We start from the raw sequence: 14,926 nt of genomic DNA, 5'->3' as shown, positions 1-14,926 counted from the left end.
GTACGCGCACGGACGGTGCGATGTCGGGCTCGGCGTACGCGAAGGTCTGGCAGGAAGCCCGGACGTACGCCTTCACACCTGACCAGGTCGCCTCTCCCCTGGCGGACCGGCCGTACGATCTCCGGCACGCGGCTGTGTCGCTCTGGCTCAACGCGGGTGTGCACGCCCCAGAAGCGGCCGAGAGAGCGGGACACGGCGTGGACGTGATGCTCCGCGTCTACGCCAAGTGCATCGACGGCCAACAGGAGATCGCCAATCAGCGCATCCTGGAAGCACTCGCGGCGTGACACACGAGCCGTGGCAGGACCCCGGGACACCTCGGGGTCCTTTCGCCGTTCCGAGCTTCCGAACCCCCGCACTGACCTGGGAAAACGCGGCTGTGAGCATTCCGCGTATGTTCCGTGAACAGTGGCACAGGGCTGCTTTCGGTCGCCTCCCGCTGCCTACGGGGCAACCGGGCCGATCATGCAAAAGACCAGGTCAACTCGTGGATTGCTTGGTCTCGGTTGCGCGCCCTGCAGGATTCGAACCTGCGACCGTCGGATTAGAAGTCCGGTGCTCTATCCAGCTGAGCTAAGGGCGCCTGATGGAGTTGTGAAGGCGGACGACCAGGCGGGGACCCCGCACGGAAACGTCGCGCGCACGCTAAGGGTAAAGCATGCGATGCCAGGCATGCGCGCACCCCAAACAGGATAGATCACCACAACCCTGACGGCCCACTCGATTACCGTCTCTGGCCTGGGAGTCGCCGACCGGCTCCGGACGCCGCTGCGCGCCTACCGGGAACATCATTCCACGTCCCACCTTCGCGACACGCACCCCCGCCGGGGCAGGCCCAGAGGGCTCGTGAAGCCGCGAAGGGTTGACCGAAACTCCAGGCGGGAGCGGTACAAATAGGTCTAAGCTCTCGTCCCATGGTCGCGACGCTCCTGCATGAGATCCCCCTGCAGGGCGGGGACGTGACAGACGGTGTGGTGCGCGTGGGTGACACCGTGCGCCGGCCCGTCAGCCCGTCCACCCCCGCCGTGCACGCCCTGCTCCGCCACCTCGAAGCCGCGGGCTTCGAGGGCGCGCCACGCGTAGTGGGCATGGACGGGCTCGGGCGCGAGGTCCTCACCTACCTCCCCGGCACGACCGGGGTCACCCGCACGACCGTCACGGACGAGGCGCTGGTGGAGCTGGCCGGGCTGCTGCGCGGCTTCCACGACGCGACGGCGGGCTTTCCGCTGGGCGGCGACGGCTGGGAGGGCGGGTCGAACGACGACGCGCCGCCCGAGGTCATCGGTCACTGCGATCTGACCCCGGACAACGTCGTGTTCGAGGGGGCGACGCCGCGCGCGCTGATCGACTTCGATCTGGCGCGGCCGACGACCAGGCTGTTCGACATCGTCACGACGCTGCGGCACTGGGTGCCGATCGCCGATCCGGTCGACCTCCACCCGCTGCAGCGTGGCCTGGACGTGGGGGCGCGGGTGCGGCTGTTCTGCGACGCGTACGGCGTTCCGCCCCGCGAGCGGCGGCGGTTCGTGGAGCTGTCCAGGCTCCGCCTCCACCGCTCCTACGCGGTCATGCGCGACCGGGCGGCGGCGGGCGGCGGCTGGGGCAGGATGTGGGCGCAGGGCGCGGGCCAGCGCATCCGCCGGGCGGCCGCGTGGCTGGACACGCACGAAGATGAGCTGCATGCCCATCTGGTCTGATCATCCCCGCGCGCTCGGCCTGGCGATGGGCGTGGCGCTCGACGCGCTCGTCGCCGACCCGCGCGCCGGGCATCCGGTCGCGCTGTTCGGCCGGGCCGCCTCCCGGGTCGAGGAGTTCCTGTACGGCGACGCGCGGCCGAACGGAGTCGTGCACGTGCTCCTGTGCGTGGGCGGCGCGGCCGGGATCGGCGTCGCGGCCGAGCGCGTGGCCCATCCGGCCGGGCGGGCGGCGCTGACGGCGGTCGCCACCTGGGCCGTGCTCGGCGGCACCACGCTGGCCCGTGAGGGCGCCTACCTGGCCGGGGCGCTGGAGGCCGGCGACCTCGACCGGGCACGGGCCCGGCTGCCCCACCTGTGCGGTCGCGACCCCTCGGGGCTGGAGGCCGCCGAGATGGCCAGGGCGACGGTCGAGTCGCTGGCCGAGAACACCTCCGACGCCGTCGTGGCGCCCCTCTTCTGGGGTGCGGTGGCGGGTGTGCCGGGGTTGCTGGCGTATCGGGCGATCAACACGCTGGACGCGATGGTCGGGCACCGGTCGGCCCGGTACGAGCGGTTCGGCTGGGCCGCGGCGCGGCTCGACGACCTGGCCAACTATGTCCCGGCCCGGCTCACCGGGCTGCTCGCCGCGGTGGCCGGGCCCGATCCGCGCCGCGCGCTGGCCGTGCTCGCCAGGGACGGCCACCGGCATCCCAGCCCCAACGCGGGGCGATGCGAGGCGGCGTTCGCCGGAGCGCTGGACGTCACGCTCGGCGGCACGAATGTCTACGGGGGCCGGACCGAGCACCGCCCGGTCATGGGCGACGGCCCCGCGCCCGAGGTGCGGGACATCCGCCGGGCCGTGCGCCTCACGAGGGCGGTGGGGCTGGCCGCCGCCGCCATCGCGGTGGTCGCGGCGTGGCGGCTGCGGCGCTGAGACAACCCCGGATGTGGGTGAAGCCCGGAACGAGGGCGGGTGGAGCTAAAGTTCCCGATCATGCATATAAGTCATGGCAGGCGCGGTCTCGGCTTAACGATGGCCGTCGTGTTGGCCGCCACGATGGTCTTCATAACGGCACGGCGCGCGGAAGCCGTCAGCACCTGGGTGGAGAGTCGGTCCAGCGGTCCGACCACCTGGGAGCTGACCTGGTCGGACGAGTTCTCCGGGGCGGCGGGGACACTGCCCCGGGCCGACAAGTGGAACTTCTACGAGGGCGGCGTCGGCAACAACGAGCTTGAGCGCTACGTGAAGCTCGGCGATCCCGACGGCGCCGCCCAGAAACACGCCTCACTCGACGGCGACGGCCACCTCGTCATCACGGCGTACAAGAACACCGATCCGAACCTGCGCTGCCCCAACCAGGAGAGCCCGACCGTCTGCGCCGCCACCTCGGCGCGGCTGGACACCTTCGGCAAGTTCTCCCAGCAGGGCGGGCGGTTCGAAGCCCGGATCAAGGTGCCGGACGGACGAGGGCTCTGGCCCGCGTTCTGGGCCAAGGGCACCGGGACCCGGGTGAACGAGATCGACGTCATGGAGCAGATCGGCAACCGCGGCAGCGAGGCCGGCCGGGCCCACAGCGCGCTGCACGGGACCGACGACCTCCACCTGAACGGCACCTACACCCTGCCCAGCGGGAAGTTCGCCGACGACTATCACCTGTTCGCGGCCGACTGGTATCCCGACCACATCAACTATTCGGTCGACGGCGTCTCCTACCACACCATCTACAGGAACGCCGTCGAGCAGTCGGGACGGAAGTGGCCGCTGGTCGAGGACTTCTACCTGATCCTCAACCTCGCCGTGGGCGGTGACTGGCCGGGCCCGCCGGACGAGACCACACCGTTCCCCAGCAGGATGTACATCGACTACGTACGGGTGTTCAAGGCGACCACTCCCCTCGTCGACGCGATCGGCGCGATCACCAACCACAACGACCAGTGCGTGGACGTCGCGGCCGCCGGCACCGCCGACGGAACCGCCGTCCAGCAGTACGCCTGCAACCGCACCGGCGCCCAGACCTGGACCCTGGCCACCGACGGCACCGTCCGGGCGCTCGGCAAGTGCCTCACCGTGCTCGGCGGCGCGGCGGGGAGCGGAGCCGAGCTGCGCACCTGCGCGAGCGGCGCGGACACCCAGCAGTGGCGGGTGGAGGCCGCCGCCCAGTCCGCCACCGTGAAGATGGCCCAGCTCTACCACCTCGCGAGCGCCAAGTGCCTGCAGGTCCCCTCGACGGGCAGCCGGCTCGAAGTCCGGGAGTGCGGCCCGGCCCTGGCGCAGGGCTGGAGTCTCCCGACCGCCCCGACCGGCCGGTGGAAGCTCGACGACGGCGCCGGGACCACGGTTAAGGACGCTTCCAGAAACGCCGCCCACGCCACCTGCGCCTCCGGCGTGACGTGGGCGAACGACGCGGCCCGGGGGACCGTGGCCCAGTTCGACGGCAGCCGGTCCTGCGCGACCGCGACCGGGCCCGTCGTCGACACCTCCAAGAGCTTCACCGTGTCCGCCTGGGTCAAACTCACCGCCACGCCCACCCGGAATGTCACCGCGGTGAGCCAGGACGGCGTTCAGCAGAGCGGCTTCTACCTTCAGTACTCCAGGAGCATGAACGCCTGGGGGTTCACCCGCATGAGCGCCGACGTCGCCAACCCCGCCAACAACACCAGCACGTACGGGACGTCCCCTCCGACCACCGGCTGGACGCATCTCGCCGGTGTCTACAACGCCACCGACAGGACCGTCCGCCTCTATGTGGACGGTGCGCCCGCCGGCACCCCGGTCACCGTCGCCAACGCGTGGAGCGCCACCGGCCCTCTGGCCATCGGGCACGGGAAGTGGAACGGGGCCAGGACCGATTTCTTCCCCGGCCAGATCAGTGACGTCCAGGCCTGGCCCGTCGCCCTCGGCCCCGAGGAGGTCAGGGCCCTCCGGCGGTGACGCCCGGACCGGTGGGCCCCTGCGCGGGCCTCGCCACGGCCCTCCCCGCGTTGACGCGGGCCCACCGGTCTTCTATGGTTCATTAGTAGAGTAATGAACCATAGAAGTAGGTGCGATGTTCGACGACCGGAGCCCCATCTACCGGCAGATCGCGGAACGGATCAAGGCCGACATCCTGAGCGAGACGCTGAAGGGCGACGAGCAGGTGATGTCGACCACCCAGTACGCCGCCTTCTACCGGATCAACCCGGCCACCGCGGCCAAGGCGTTCCAGCACCTCGTCGACGAGGGCGTGCTCTACAAGAAGCGAGGTATCGGCATGTTCGTCAGCCCCGACGCCAGAGACGCGCTCAGGACCGAGCGCAGGCGGTCGTTCTTCACCGACGTGGTCGACCCGATGGTGGCCGAGGCCAGGACCATCGGCATCCCGCTGGACGACGTCATCCGGCGCATCGAGGAGCTGAAGGCATGAGGGTCGAGGTCGAGGACCTGGTCCTGCGCTACGGCGACGTCACGGCGCTCGACCGGCTCAGCTTCACGCTGGAGGGCGAGAAGATCCACGGGTTACTCGGCAGGAACGGCTCGGGCAAGACGAGCCTGCTGTCGGTGCTGGCCGCCTTCCGCAGGCAGTCGGCGGGCACCGTACGGATCGGCGGCCGGCCGGTGTTCGAGAACGGCGCCGTCACCCGCGACGTCAGCCTGATCCGTGACGCCGGGGAGACCGTCGATCTGGGCACCGCCGAGGACGCCCTCTACTTCGCCGAATGGCTGCGTCCCCGCTGGGACGCGGGCTACGCCCGTTCGCTGATGGACCTGTTCGGGCTCAGGCCCAAGATGAGCGTCAAGGCCATGTCCAAGGGGCAACGCTCGGCCATGGGCGTGGTGGTCGGGCTGGCCGGCCGGGCGCCGCTGACCATGTTCGACGAGTCCTACCTGGGCATGGACGCCCCGTCCCGCCGGGCGTTCTACGACGCGCTGCTGGCCGACTACCTGGCGCACCCGCGCACGATCATCATGTCGACCCACCTCATCCAGGAGTTCGGCCCGCTGTTCGAAGACGTGCTGATCATCGACCAGGGGCGGCTCGTGGCCCACGAGGACAGCGAGACGCTGCTGTCCAGAGGCACCGAGGTCATCGGCCCGGCAGCCCACGTCGAGGCGTTCACCACCGGGCTGACCGTGCTCGATCAGAGGCGGCTCGGCCCGACCTCCTCGGCCATGGTGTACGGCGAGCTCGACGAGGCCCAGCGTGCGAAGGCCGCGGCGGCCGGCCTGGAGCTCGGCCCCGTCGGCATGCAGGAGTTGTTCATCCACCTGACCGGAGGCTCCCGATGAGGTTCCCCACCCGCCTGCTGACGGCGTTGTCGTTCTTCGGGGCGATGGTCTGGGCGGGCTTCTACGTCCTGGTCGTCGTGATCACCGTGGCCATCGCGACCTTCGGGACGCTCACGCAGAGCGTGTGGGAGCAGGCCATGCAGGTGCCCCGCTGGTTCGTACTGTCCGTCGGGGTGTCGCTGGTGACCCGGTTCATGCCGATGTACATCGCGAACGGGCAGACCCGGCGCGTCTTCGGCCTGCACGCGGCCGTCACCGCGCTGCTGCTCTCCGGGTTCTACGCGCTGCTCATGGTCGTGGGCTATCTGCTGGAGTGGCTCCTGTACGACCTGGCCGGCTGGACGCAGGCGCTCGACCGGCCCCACCTCTTCACCGAGCCCACACAGGTGCCGCTGGTCCTCGTCGAGTACCTGACGGAGTTCCTGGCCTGGACCGGCGCCGGGATCCTCATCGCGTCCGCGTACTACCGCTGGCGGGCCGGCGGCTTGCTGCTGTCGATCCCGCTCGGCGTCGGCCTGATCGCTCTCGCCGCGGAGGGGCTGGGCACCTACTACGGTCTGCCCTTGAACAACTTCAGGTTCGGGCTGAACCTCTCGCCCACGCCCGCGGAGGCGATCGGGGCCGGATGCGTGGCGTTCGCCCTCGCGCTGGCGCTCAGCTGGCCGATCATCCGCGACGTGCCGCTGCGCGACAGGCTCACCTAGCCCGCTCGACGCCCACGGTGATCTCGTTGCCCAGCTTGTGGTCGCCCAGCAGGCCGAGGTCGTCGCCGCTCCAGAACCTGCCCGGGTCGTACCAGTTGGGGCGGCGGCCGGCCGGCAGCAGCCCCATCTCCTCGTAGGTGACGGCCACGACCTCGGCGCAGTAGGCGCGCTCCAGCGTGTGCTCGCTGATGCGGCGGCGCATGCGGGGGACGCGGCCGCGGGCCCAGCGCGCCGCCAGCCGCGCCGTGCTGGGGAACGGGGTGCCGTCGAGCCGGGCCACCGTGCGCAGGGCGGCGTCCTCCATCTCGGCCGTCGCCTGCGGCTCCAGCTGGCGCAGCCAGGCGCGCTGGCCGTAGCGGTTGGCCCAGACGGTGACCGCGTCGCGCAGGTCGTGCAGCTGGACCCCGCGGTGGTGGTCGCCGGCCCACAGGTCGGGCAGCGACCTGCCGAGCTCGGCGTGCCACATCATCGGCGGCAGATCCTCGATCACGATCGCCATGCCCACATGGTTGACCGGGCTGTTGGTCATCGTCTGGATGGCGCGGTCGGGCACCGAGCGCCCCCGGAAGACCCACAGATCGCCGGTCCTGGTCAGGTTGACGGCCTCGTCGAGAGTCAGCACACCGCTAGCCTAGGCACATGCGCTGGTGGAAGATACTCGGTCTGGCCGGGATGGCGGGGGTCGCGGCCACGGGCGTGGCGATCGCGCGGGCCGAACGCCGCCGCCGGGCCTACACGCCCGAAGAGATCAGGCAGCGGCTGCGCAGCCGCGTCGAGCCGCCTCAGCCCGATCAGCCCGATCAGCCCGAGGGCCGCAGATCGTAGACGAAGACCACGTCCGGGTAGGCCGGGTTGTCGTCGTAGCCCTGGACACCGCCGAGGAACGCCCGGTGATAGTTGACCACCCAGGGCAGGGCCGCGGCGGCCTTCTGGTCGAGCACCCGGGTCGTGGCCCTGACGAAGCCGCGCTGCGCCGCGGCCCGGTCGGTCACCGAGAGCTGGGGCAGCGTGTCCAGCAGCTTGTCCGTGGCCGGGTCGTTGAGGTAGGCCAGGTTGAAGACGGTCGGCGACTCGCTGTGGAAGACGTTGCCGAACCACGAGTAGCCGTCGGCGTAGTCGGGCCACCAGTACATGAGGAAGATGTCCTGCCCGCGCTTCTTGCCGAGGTCCCACTGTTCGAGCCAGGGCATCGCCCGGGCCTCCAGCGTGACGTTCAGCTCCTTGAGCGTCTCCGTCAGCAGGGTGGCCAGCACCTCCTGGTCGGCGTCGCCCTCGGCGTAGGTGAGGCTGAGCCGTAGCGGCCGTCCGGCGGGGCCGTAACCGGCCCGCTCCAGCAGCCGGGTCGCGGCCGCCAGGTCCTGCTTCGGCGCCCGGTCGGGCACGTGCCCGAACAGACCCTCCGGGATGACACCGCTGATCGGCGCCGCCGCGCCCCGGAGCGCCTTGATGACACCCCGGTAGTCGATGGCCTTCTGCACGGCCCGCCGTACCCGAAGGTCGGCCATCGGCCCGCTCTCGGTGTTGAACAGCAGCATCGCGGTCTGGAACGACGGGCGCCGTGAGGTCCGCACGCCGGGGTTGGCCTCGGCCTTGGCCTGCAGTCGCGGGCTGAGCCGGTCCACGAAGCTGACCTCGCCGCGCAGCAGGAGGCGCCAGGCCCGGTCCTCGTCGGGCACGACGCGGTACTTCACCGTGCCGTAGTGCGGGCGCTCCCACCCTCCCCAGTAGTCCTGGTACGAGGTGAGCGTGAGCTCCTCCTCCTTGCCCTTGGCCCAGGAGGCGACGGTGTAGGGGCCCGTGCCGGCGTCCCGGCCGGCCTTGAACCACGTGCTCAGGTCGGCGGCGGCCTGGGTGTCGTAGATGTAGGCGGCGTAGCCGGCGGAGGCGACCAGATCCAGGGGGACCGGATACTTCAGGGTGAACGTCACGGTCAGCGGGTCGTCGGCCTTGATGTCGGACACGGCGTCCCAGATGTAGGCGGCGCCCTCGCCGAGCTTCATCGTGCGTTCGATCGACGACTTCACCGCCGCCGAGTCGAAGGGCCTGCCGGTGTGGAAGGTCACACCGGGGCGCAGGGTGAACATCCAGACCTTGCCGTCGCCGGACGAGCGCCACGAGGTAGCCAGGCGGGGGCTCGCCTTCTTGGTCACCGGGTTCCAGACGGTCAGGGTCTCGTAGATGTTCTGGTGGGCGATGATCTCGTTGGAGTAGGAGGTGGCGGGGTCCCAGTCGGTGATGACGTCGAGATTCTGCACGATGACGAACGCCGACTCCGCCTTCGGCGCCTGCGCGACCTCTGCGGGGGCTGAGCACGCCGCGATGGAGAGCGCCAGCGCGGCAACCGCTACGAGACGACGGCGCAACGCAACTCCCTCTGTGACGGATGTAGGCGAAACCTACTGCAAGATCATATTGGAGTGCTCAAAAGTCCTGAAAAATTAGGACTTCCGGAGATCGAATTGCTATTCTCGTCCCGCTAGCCGAGATCGTCCCGTCCGGGGTTCACGTGCAGGGGACCGACCGGAAGAGGTGCCATGGGTCGCAGCCGCACGATCCGCATGAAGATCATCGGCCTCCTGCTGGTCCCACTGGCCTCGATGGTGGTGCTTTGGGGGGTTCTCACAGTCGTCACGGCAGGTGAGGGCCTTGAATTACGCCAGTACAAGACATTCTGGACCAATCTTCGTCATCCCGCCTACCAGCTCACCGCCGAACTCCAGCGCGAACGTCTGGGCTCCGTCCAGCTGCTCCGCTCCGGCGGCTCGACCGGCGAGTCGGCCCTCACCGCGCAGCGCTCCCGCACCAACACGGCCGTCGATCGGTTCCGGCAGCTCTCCAGCCGCTCCATGAACACCTCCGAGGAGATCGGCACCTCGGTGGAAGCGGTGCTCACGCAGCTCAACCGCCTCGACGTGTTCAGAGGCGAGATCGACGCGGGCCTGTCCGACCGCATGCACGCGATCGAGGCGTACAACGGCATCACCGACGCGCTGTTCGGCCTGCACCGGCACGTCGCGTTCATCGACGACATCCCGATCTACGAGCAGTCACGCGTCGTGATCGACCTCAGCTACGCCAGAGAGCTGCTGACCCGGGAGCAGGCCCTCGCCGCGGGGCCCACCACGGAGGTCGAGCGCCGCCTGTTCACCCAGCTGGTCGGCAACCGCCGATTCCTCATCGACCAGGCGTTGACCGAGCTCGACCCCGGCCTGCGCAACACCCAGGTCTCGATCATCACCTCGCCCGCCTACCAGCGCATGCGGTTGATGGAGGACCAGATCAGCGCGGGCGGCACTCCGCGCGCCTGGCTCAGCACGACCGAGGAGCTCAGCAAGGCGTTCCTGGAGGCCCAGATGCGGGCCAGCGCGCTGCTGTCCGAGCGGGCCGAGCCGGTGGCCGACTCGGTGCTCACGCGCGCCTTCGTGCTGGCCGGCACCTGTTTCGTGCTGGTGATCGTGTCGATCGTGTTCTCGCTGCGGATGGGCACCCGGCTGTCGAAGGAGCTGGGCGCGCTGCGGCTGGCCGCGCTCGAGGTGGCCGAGAAGCGCCTGCCGCAGGTCGTGGCGAAGCTGCGCAGGGGCGAGGCCGTCGAGGTGCCCGAGCTGTCGGTGGCCAGCACCACGGCCGAGATCGACGACGTGGGCAAGGCCTTCTCCACCGTCCAGCAGACCGCCGTCGAGGCCGCGGTCGGCCAGGCGCAGCTGCGCGAGGGCGTCGGCCACGTCTTCCGCAACCTGGCCAGGCGGAGCCAGACCCTGCTGCACCGCCAGCGCATCCAGCTGGAGGGGATGCAGCACCGGGCCACGGACCCGCACGACCTCGACGACCTGTTCCGCCTGGATCACCTGACCACCCGGATGCGCCGCCACGCCGAAGGTCTGATCATCCTGTCCGGCGCCACACCCGGCCGGGGCTGGAGCAAGCCCGTGTCGCTGCTCGACGTGGCGCGCGGCGCGACCGCCGAGGTCGAGGACTACCAGCGGGTCGTCATCGAACCGATGCCCGGCCACCGTTTGGCCGGACCGGTCGTAGGTGACATGATCCATCTGATCGCCGAGCTCATCGAGAACGCCACCGTCTACTCGCCGCCGCACACCACGGTCCACGTGCGCGGCGAGGTGGCGGCCCGCGGCTTCGCCTTCGAGGTCGAGGATCGCGGGCTCGGAATGAGCTCTGAGGAGCTGGCCGACTTCAACGAGCGGCTGGTCAGCCCACCGGAGTTCGACCTGGCCGACAGTGACCGGCTCGGCCTTTTCGTCGTCTCCCGCCTGGCCGCCAGGCATGACATCCGCGTAACGTTGCGCGGTTCACCATATGGAGGGACCACCGCCATCGTGCTGATCCCGGCAGAACACGTGAGCGCTCCGCCTGCCGAGCCGACGGAGCCCGCCAAGGAGCCCGGCCGTCCCATGCGGGTGGTGCAGGGTGAATGACGAGCGCTGGCTGGACGAGGCCGCGGGGCCGATCGTCCCCGCCTACCTGCTGACCAAGGGCCGTACCATCCCCGCGAGCGAGTCGATCGACCTCATCGCGGTGATCATCACGTCCGGCGGGCTCACCCCGCCGGTCGGCCTCGGCCCCGAACATCTGATCATCATGCAGAAGTGCACGAAACCGACCCGGCTCGTCGACGTGGCGGCCGAGCTCAACCTGCCGATCGGCGTGGTGCGGGTGCTGGTCGGCGACCTGCACGCGCAGAAGCTCGTCCAGGTCGAGCTGCCGCCGCCGGCGCCCGACGCCACCGTGCTGCTCGAGGTGATCAACGGGCTGAAGGCCCTCTGAGCGCCGCTCAGCCGCCCAGCACGTCCTCCGCGCGGTGGCAGGCCACCTGACGGCCCGCCACCTCCCGGAGGGCGGGCGCCCGCTCGCAGGCCGCCGCGGCCAGCGGGCAGCGCAGCCGGAAGGGGCAGCCCGTCTCGGCCGGCCTGGCCTCCGTCCGGCCCCGTGCCACGGGCGGCGGCCCGCCCAGCTTCGGTACGGCGTCGCGGAGCGCGAGCGTGTAGGGATGGGCCGGCCGGTCGAGCAGCTCGGCCGTGGGCCCGGCCTCGACGACGCGCCCCGCGAACAGGACGTGCGAGGTGCGGCAGAGCCGGCCGACCACGGCCAGGTTGTGCGTGATGAGCAGGCGTTCGGTGTCCAGCGAGGCGAGCAGGTCGAGGATCCGCGCCTGGACGGTGACGTCGAGCGCGCTGGTGGGCTCGTCCAGGATGAGCAGCCGAGGGCCGACCGCGAGCGCCCTGGCGATCACCACGCGCTGGCGCTGGCCGCCGGACAGCTGGTGGGGCCTGCGCTCGGCCAGCTCGGGAGCCAGGCCGACCTGGCGGAGCAGCTCGGGCACCCGGTGCCGCTCGCCTCTGGACAGGCCCTCGGCGACCGAGCCGCCGATCCGCATCCTGGGGTCGAGGGCCTCGGCCTGGAAGACGGGCTGGACGTCCTTGCGGAACCGCCTTTGGTCAGCTTTTTTCAGCGTTTGATCGCCGTACCAGATATTTCCGGACATGGGGGTTAGGAGGCCGAGGAAGGCGCGCGCCAGCGTGGTCTTGCCCGAGCCGCTCTCGCCGATCAGCCCCACGCCGCCCTCGGTGATGTCGAGGGTGACGTCGTGGACGACGGGGGTCCCGCCGTAGCCGAGCGTCACGCCCTCCGCCCTGAGCATCGTCACGGCAGCGCCTCCAGCAGCTCGCGGGTGTAGGGGTGGGACGGCTCCGCGAGCACGACGGCCGCCTCGCCGGCCTCCACGACCTCGCCGTCCTTCATGACCAGCACCCGGTCGGCGATCGTCGAGACGAGCGCCAGGTCGTGCGAGACGAGCAGCAGGGCCAGCCCGCGCTCCTCGCGCAGCCGCCGCAGCACGCCCACCACCTCGGCCTGCACGGTCACGTCGAGCGCGCTGGTGGGCTCGTCGGCCAGGATCACCTCGGCGCCGAGCGCGATGGCCAGCGCGATGGCGAACCGCTGCGCCTGCCCGCCGGAGATCTCGTGCGGATAGCGGCGCAGGATCCGGTGCTCCAGCATGACCGTCTCCATGGCGTCCCGCATGACCTGCTCGATCCGCCCGCCGCCGACGCCGTGCAGCTTGAGCGCGCGCCGCATCAGGGTGCCGAGGCGGGTCGCCGGGCTGAGCGCGGCCTGGGGGGACTGCATGACCAGGGCGACCCGGGCGCCGCGGATCTCGCGCAGCCGGCGCGGAGCGGCCTGGAGCACGTCGACGCCGCAGACCCGGACGTGTCCCGAGACGTGGGCGCCCTCGGTGAGGCCCAGCAGCGACAGCAGGGTGGTCGACTTGCCCGAGCCGCTCTCCCCCACGATCGCCACGCACTCCCCCTCACGCACGTCCAGTTCGGGGACCCGGGCGACCGTCCGCTCGCCGTACCTCACCTGGAGGTCGCGCACCTCGATCATGTCCGTACGCTCCGGGGGTCCAGGGCGCCCCGCAGGCCCTCGCCCAGCACGTTGAACGCGAACGCCGTCACCAGGATGGCCAGGCCGGGGAAGGTGACGGCCCACCAGTTCGTGGTGAACAGCGTCTGGCTCTGAACCACCATCAGCCCCCACTCCGCCGTCGGCTCCTGGGCCCCCACCCCCAGGTACGACAGCGCGGCCGCGATCAGGATGACGCCGCCCGCGTCCAGCGAGATCTGGACCAGCACGGGGGTGAGCGCGTTGGGCAGCACGTGCCTGAGGATGATCAGCGGCGCGGGCACGCCCAGGCAGCGCGCGGCGTCCACGTAGCCGCGGGTGGCGATCGAGGCGGCCGTCGACGCGGCCAGCCGGGCGTACCAGGGCCACCAGGTGACCGCGATGGCCACGATCACGGTGGTGACGCTCGGCCCGAGCACCACGGCCAGCGCCACCGAGAGCAGCAGCGCGGGGAACGCCAGGAACACGTCCGTGATCCGCATGATCACGTCGCGGATCCAGCCGCCCGCGTATCCGGCGACGACTCCCAGCGTGACGCCGACGCCGGCCGACAGGGCGAGCGTCGCCACGGCGATGATCAGCGAGGTCCGCCCGCCGTGCATGACCCTGGTGAGCAGGTCGCGGCCCAGGCTGTCGGTGCCGAACCAGTGCTCGGCGCTCGGCGGCGACAGCCCGAGGACCGGATCCAGCCGGTCGGCGGGATAGGGGGCGAGCCATGGCGCGAGGACGGCGGCCAGCGTGATCAGCACGATGAGCACCGCGCCGAGCAGCGCCAGCCGATCGGTGATCCTCGGCAGCGTACGGCGCAGCGGCACGTCCACCGCCGGCCCGAGCGCCCCCCTCACCGGGCCCTCGCTCTCGGGTCCACCACGCCCTGCAGGACGTCGACCACCAGGTTGGCCACCACGTACATCACCGCGACGAGCAGCGTGACGCCCGCGATCGCCGGCGTGTCCGCGTGGCTGATCGACTGGACGGCGTACCTGCCGAGCCCCGGCCAGTTGAACACCGCCTCCACCAGGAACCCGTTGACGATCGCGTACGCGAAGACCAGGGCGATCAGCGACAGCACCGGGCCGAGGGCCGGCCGCAGCGAGAACCTGGTCAGGATCGACGTCTCGGTGAAGCCGAGCGCGCGCTCCAGCCGGGTGTGGTCCTGGCCGGCCTCCTCGATGAGCGCGGCCCTGGTCATCTGCGCGATCACGCCCATCGGGTAGGCCGCGACGACCAGGGTGGGCAGCACCAGGTGTTCGAGCGTGCTGGTGAAGATGGGCCAGTTGCCGGTGATGAGCGCGTCCACGATGGTGATGTTGGTCCACAGGGTGAGCGGGCTCGTGGTGTCGAGGACGCGGTCGTACTCCCCGGCGACGGGAAACCAGTCGAGGTGGCCGGCGAACACCGTCTGCAGGGTCAGGGCCAGCCAGAACACCGGGACGGAGACGACCAGCATGCTGGTGACCCGTACCCCCAGGTCCGGAAATTTCGCCTTATAGCGGGCGGCGAGCACCCCGACCGGGACGCCCACCACGATCGCGAGGAGCAGGGCCGCGCCGACCAGCTCCAGTGAGGCCGGGAACGCCTGGAACAGGTCGTCCAGGACCGGCTGCCGGGTCCGCAGGCTGGTGCCCCAGTCGCCGGTCACGAGATCACGGACGTAGTTCCAGAGCTGCACCGGCAGCGGGTCGTCCAGCCCGAACCTCTCCCGCGCGGCGGCGAGCTGCTCGGGCGTGGCCTTCGGCCCGGCGAAGGCCACCGCCGGATCGCCCGGCACCACCCGCATGATGACGAAGGTGAGCGCGACCACGCCGGCCACGACCAGGAACGCCTGGCCGAGCCGACGGGTCAGGTAACGCGGCATC

Annotated in this window: 16 protein-coding genes and 1 tRNA gene; 10 read left to right on the top strand and 7 right to left on the bottom strand. The window is 70.8% G+C overall.

The window, feature by feature from the left end; all coding sequences use genetic code 11:
- Positions 1-20: 20 nt before the first annotated feature.
- Complete coding sequence (locus IEY82_RS09190) at positions 21-287, top strand: site-specific integrase (protein ID WP_189123562.1); 267 nt, start codon at positions 21-23, stop codon at positions 285-287.
- Between the two features lie 222 nt (positions 288-509).
- Here the strand turns inward: IEY82_RS09190 and IEY82_RS09185 are convergent.
- Positions 510-583 (bottom strand) — tRNA-Arg (locus IEY82_RS09185).
- A gap of 331 nt (positions 584-914) precedes the next feature.
- Between IEY82_RS09185 and IEY82_RS09180 the strand changes: the two genes are divergently transcribed.
- The 6 genes from IEY82_RS09180 to IEY82_RS09155 all read left to right on the top strand — a co-directional run bounded on the left by IEY82_RS09180 (position 915) and on the right by IEY82_RS09155 (position 6,647).
- Positions 915-1,697, top strand: coding sequence for an aminoglycoside phosphotransferase family protein (locus IEY82_RS09180; RefSeq protein WP_189123561.1), 783 nt, complete (start codon positions 915-917; stop codon positions 1,695-1,697).
- Complete coding sequence (locus tag IEY82_RS09175) at positions 1,681-2,610, top strand: cobalamin biosynthesis protein (protein WP_189123560.1); 930 nt, start codon at positions 1,681-1,683, stop codon at positions 2,608-2,610. Before IEY82_RS09180 ends, IEY82_RS09175 begins: the two co-directional genes overlap by 17 nt.
- 99 nt (positions 2,611-2,709) lie before the next feature.
- Positions 2,710-4,608 carry a LamG-like jellyroll fold domain-containing protein gene (locus tag IEY82_RS09170; protein ID WP_189123559.1) on the top strand — a complete coding sequence of 633 codons (1,899 nt, stop codon included), beginning with the start codon at positions 2,710-2,712 and terminating at the stop codon, positions 4,606-4,608.
- Between the two features lie 115 nt (positions 4,609-4,723).
- Positions 4,724-5,080, top strand: coding sequence for a GntR family transcriptional regulator (locus IEY82_RS09165; protein ID WP_189123558.1), 357 nt, complete (start codon positions 4,724-4,726; stop codon positions 5,078-5,080).
- On the top strand, positions 5,077-5,943 hold the full coding sequence (locus IEY82_RS09160; protein WP_189123557.1) for an ATP-binding cassette domain-containing protein: 867 nt from the start codon (positions 5,077-5,079) through the stop codon (positions 5,941-5,943). The genes IEY82_RS09165 and IEY82_RS09160 overlap by 4 nt, the downstream gene beginning before the upstream one ends.
- Entirely contained in the window at positions 5,940-6,647 is a 708-nt protein-coding gene (locus IEY82_RS09155) for a hypothetical protein (RefSeq protein ID WP_189123556.1), read from the top strand. The genes IEY82_RS09160 and IEY82_RS09155 overlap by 4 nt, the downstream gene beginning before the upstream one ends.
- Here IEY82_RS09155 and IEY82_RS09150 read toward each other — a convergent pair.
- Complete coding sequence (locus IEY82_RS09150) at positions 6,640-7,266, bottom strand: hypothetical protein (protein ID WP_225262499.1); 627 nt, start codon at positions 7,264-7,266, stop codon at positions 6,640-6,642. The genes IEY82_RS09155 and IEY82_RS09150 overlap by 8 nt on opposite strands.
- A 20-nt stretch (positions 7,267-7,286) precedes the next feature.
- Here IEY82_RS09150 and IEY82_RS09145 point away from each other — a divergent pair, with 20 nt between their 5' ends.
- Positions 7,287-7,472, top strand: coding sequence for a hypothetical protein (locus IEY82_RS09145; RefSeq protein ID WP_189123554.1), 186 nt, complete (start codon positions 7,287-7,289; stop codon positions 7,470-7,472).
- On the opposite strand, the gene IEY82_RS09140 is transcribed toward IEY82_RS09145, so the two are convergent.
- Positions 7,448-9,010, bottom strand: a complete 1,563-nt coding sequence (locus IEY82_RS09140; RefSeq protein WP_189123553.1) for an ABC transporter substrate-binding protein — start codon at positions 9,008-9,010, stop codon at positions 7,448-7,450. The two genes, IEY82_RS09145 and IEY82_RS09140, sit on opposite strands and share 25 nt — an antisense overlap.
- A 171-nt stretch (positions 9,011-9,181) precedes the next feature.
- Between IEY82_RS09140 and IEY82_RS09135 the strand changes: the two genes are divergently transcribed.
- Both IEY82_RS09135 and IEY82_RS09130 read left to right on the top strand, forming a co-directional pair.
- Positions 9,182-11,080, top strand: a complete 1,899-nt coding sequence (locus IEY82_RS09135; RefSeq protein ID WP_225262482.1) for a sensor histidine kinase — start codon at positions 9,182-9,184, stop codon at positions 11,078-11,080.
- Entirely contained in the window at positions 11,073-11,429 is a 357-nt protein-coding gene (locus tag IEY82_RS09130; RefSeq protein ID WP_189123552.1) for a DUF742 domain-containing protein, read from the top strand. Before IEY82_RS09135 ends, IEY82_RS09130 begins: the two co-directional genes overlap by 8 nt.
- A 7-nt stretch (positions 11,430-11,436) precedes the next feature.
- On the opposite strand, the gene IEY82_RS09125 is transcribed toward IEY82_RS09130, so the two are convergent.
- The 4 genes from IEY82_RS09125 to IEY82_RS09110 are packed head-to-tail and all read right to left on the bottom strand — an operon-like array spanning position 11,437 to position 14,925.
- Positions 11,437-12,303 (bottom strand): ABC transporter ATP-binding protein, encoded by an 867-nt coding sequence (locus tag IEY82_RS09125; protein WP_225262497.1) that lies wholly within the window; start codon positions 12,301-12,303, stop codon positions 11,437-11,439.
- 2 nt (positions 12,304-12,305) lie between these two features.
- On the bottom strand, positions 12,306-13,049 hold the full coding sequence (locus tag IEY82_RS09120) for an ATP-binding cassette domain-containing protein (RefSeq protein ID WP_189123550.1): 744 nt from the start codon (positions 13,047-13,049) through the stop codon (positions 12,306-12,308).
- Positions 13,046-13,912 carry an ABC transporter permease gene (locus IEY82_RS09115; RefSeq protein ID WP_189123549.1) on the bottom strand — a complete coding sequence of 289 codons (867 nt, stop codon included), beginning with the start codon at positions 13,910-13,912 and terminating at the stop codon, positions 13,046-13,048. The genes IEY82_RS09120 and IEY82_RS09115 overlap by 4 nt, the downstream gene beginning before the upstream one ends.
- A complete protein-coding gene (locus tag IEY82_RS09110) occupies positions 13,909-14,925 on the bottom strand; it encodes an ABC transporter permease (RefSeq protein ID WP_189123548.1) in 1,017 nt (338 codons plus the stop codon). Before IEY82_RS09110 ends, IEY82_RS09115 begins: the two co-directional genes overlap by 4 nt.
- Between the last annotated feature and the right edge of the window lies 1 nt (position 14,926).

The sequence above is a fragment of the Nonomuraea cavernae genome (assembly GCF_014646355.1).
GTDB lineage: Bacteria > Actinomycetota > Actinomycetes > Streptosporangiales > Streptosporangiaceae > Nonomuraea > Nonomuraea cavernae.
This window is presented reverse-complemented; position numbering and strand designations above follow the sequence as displayed.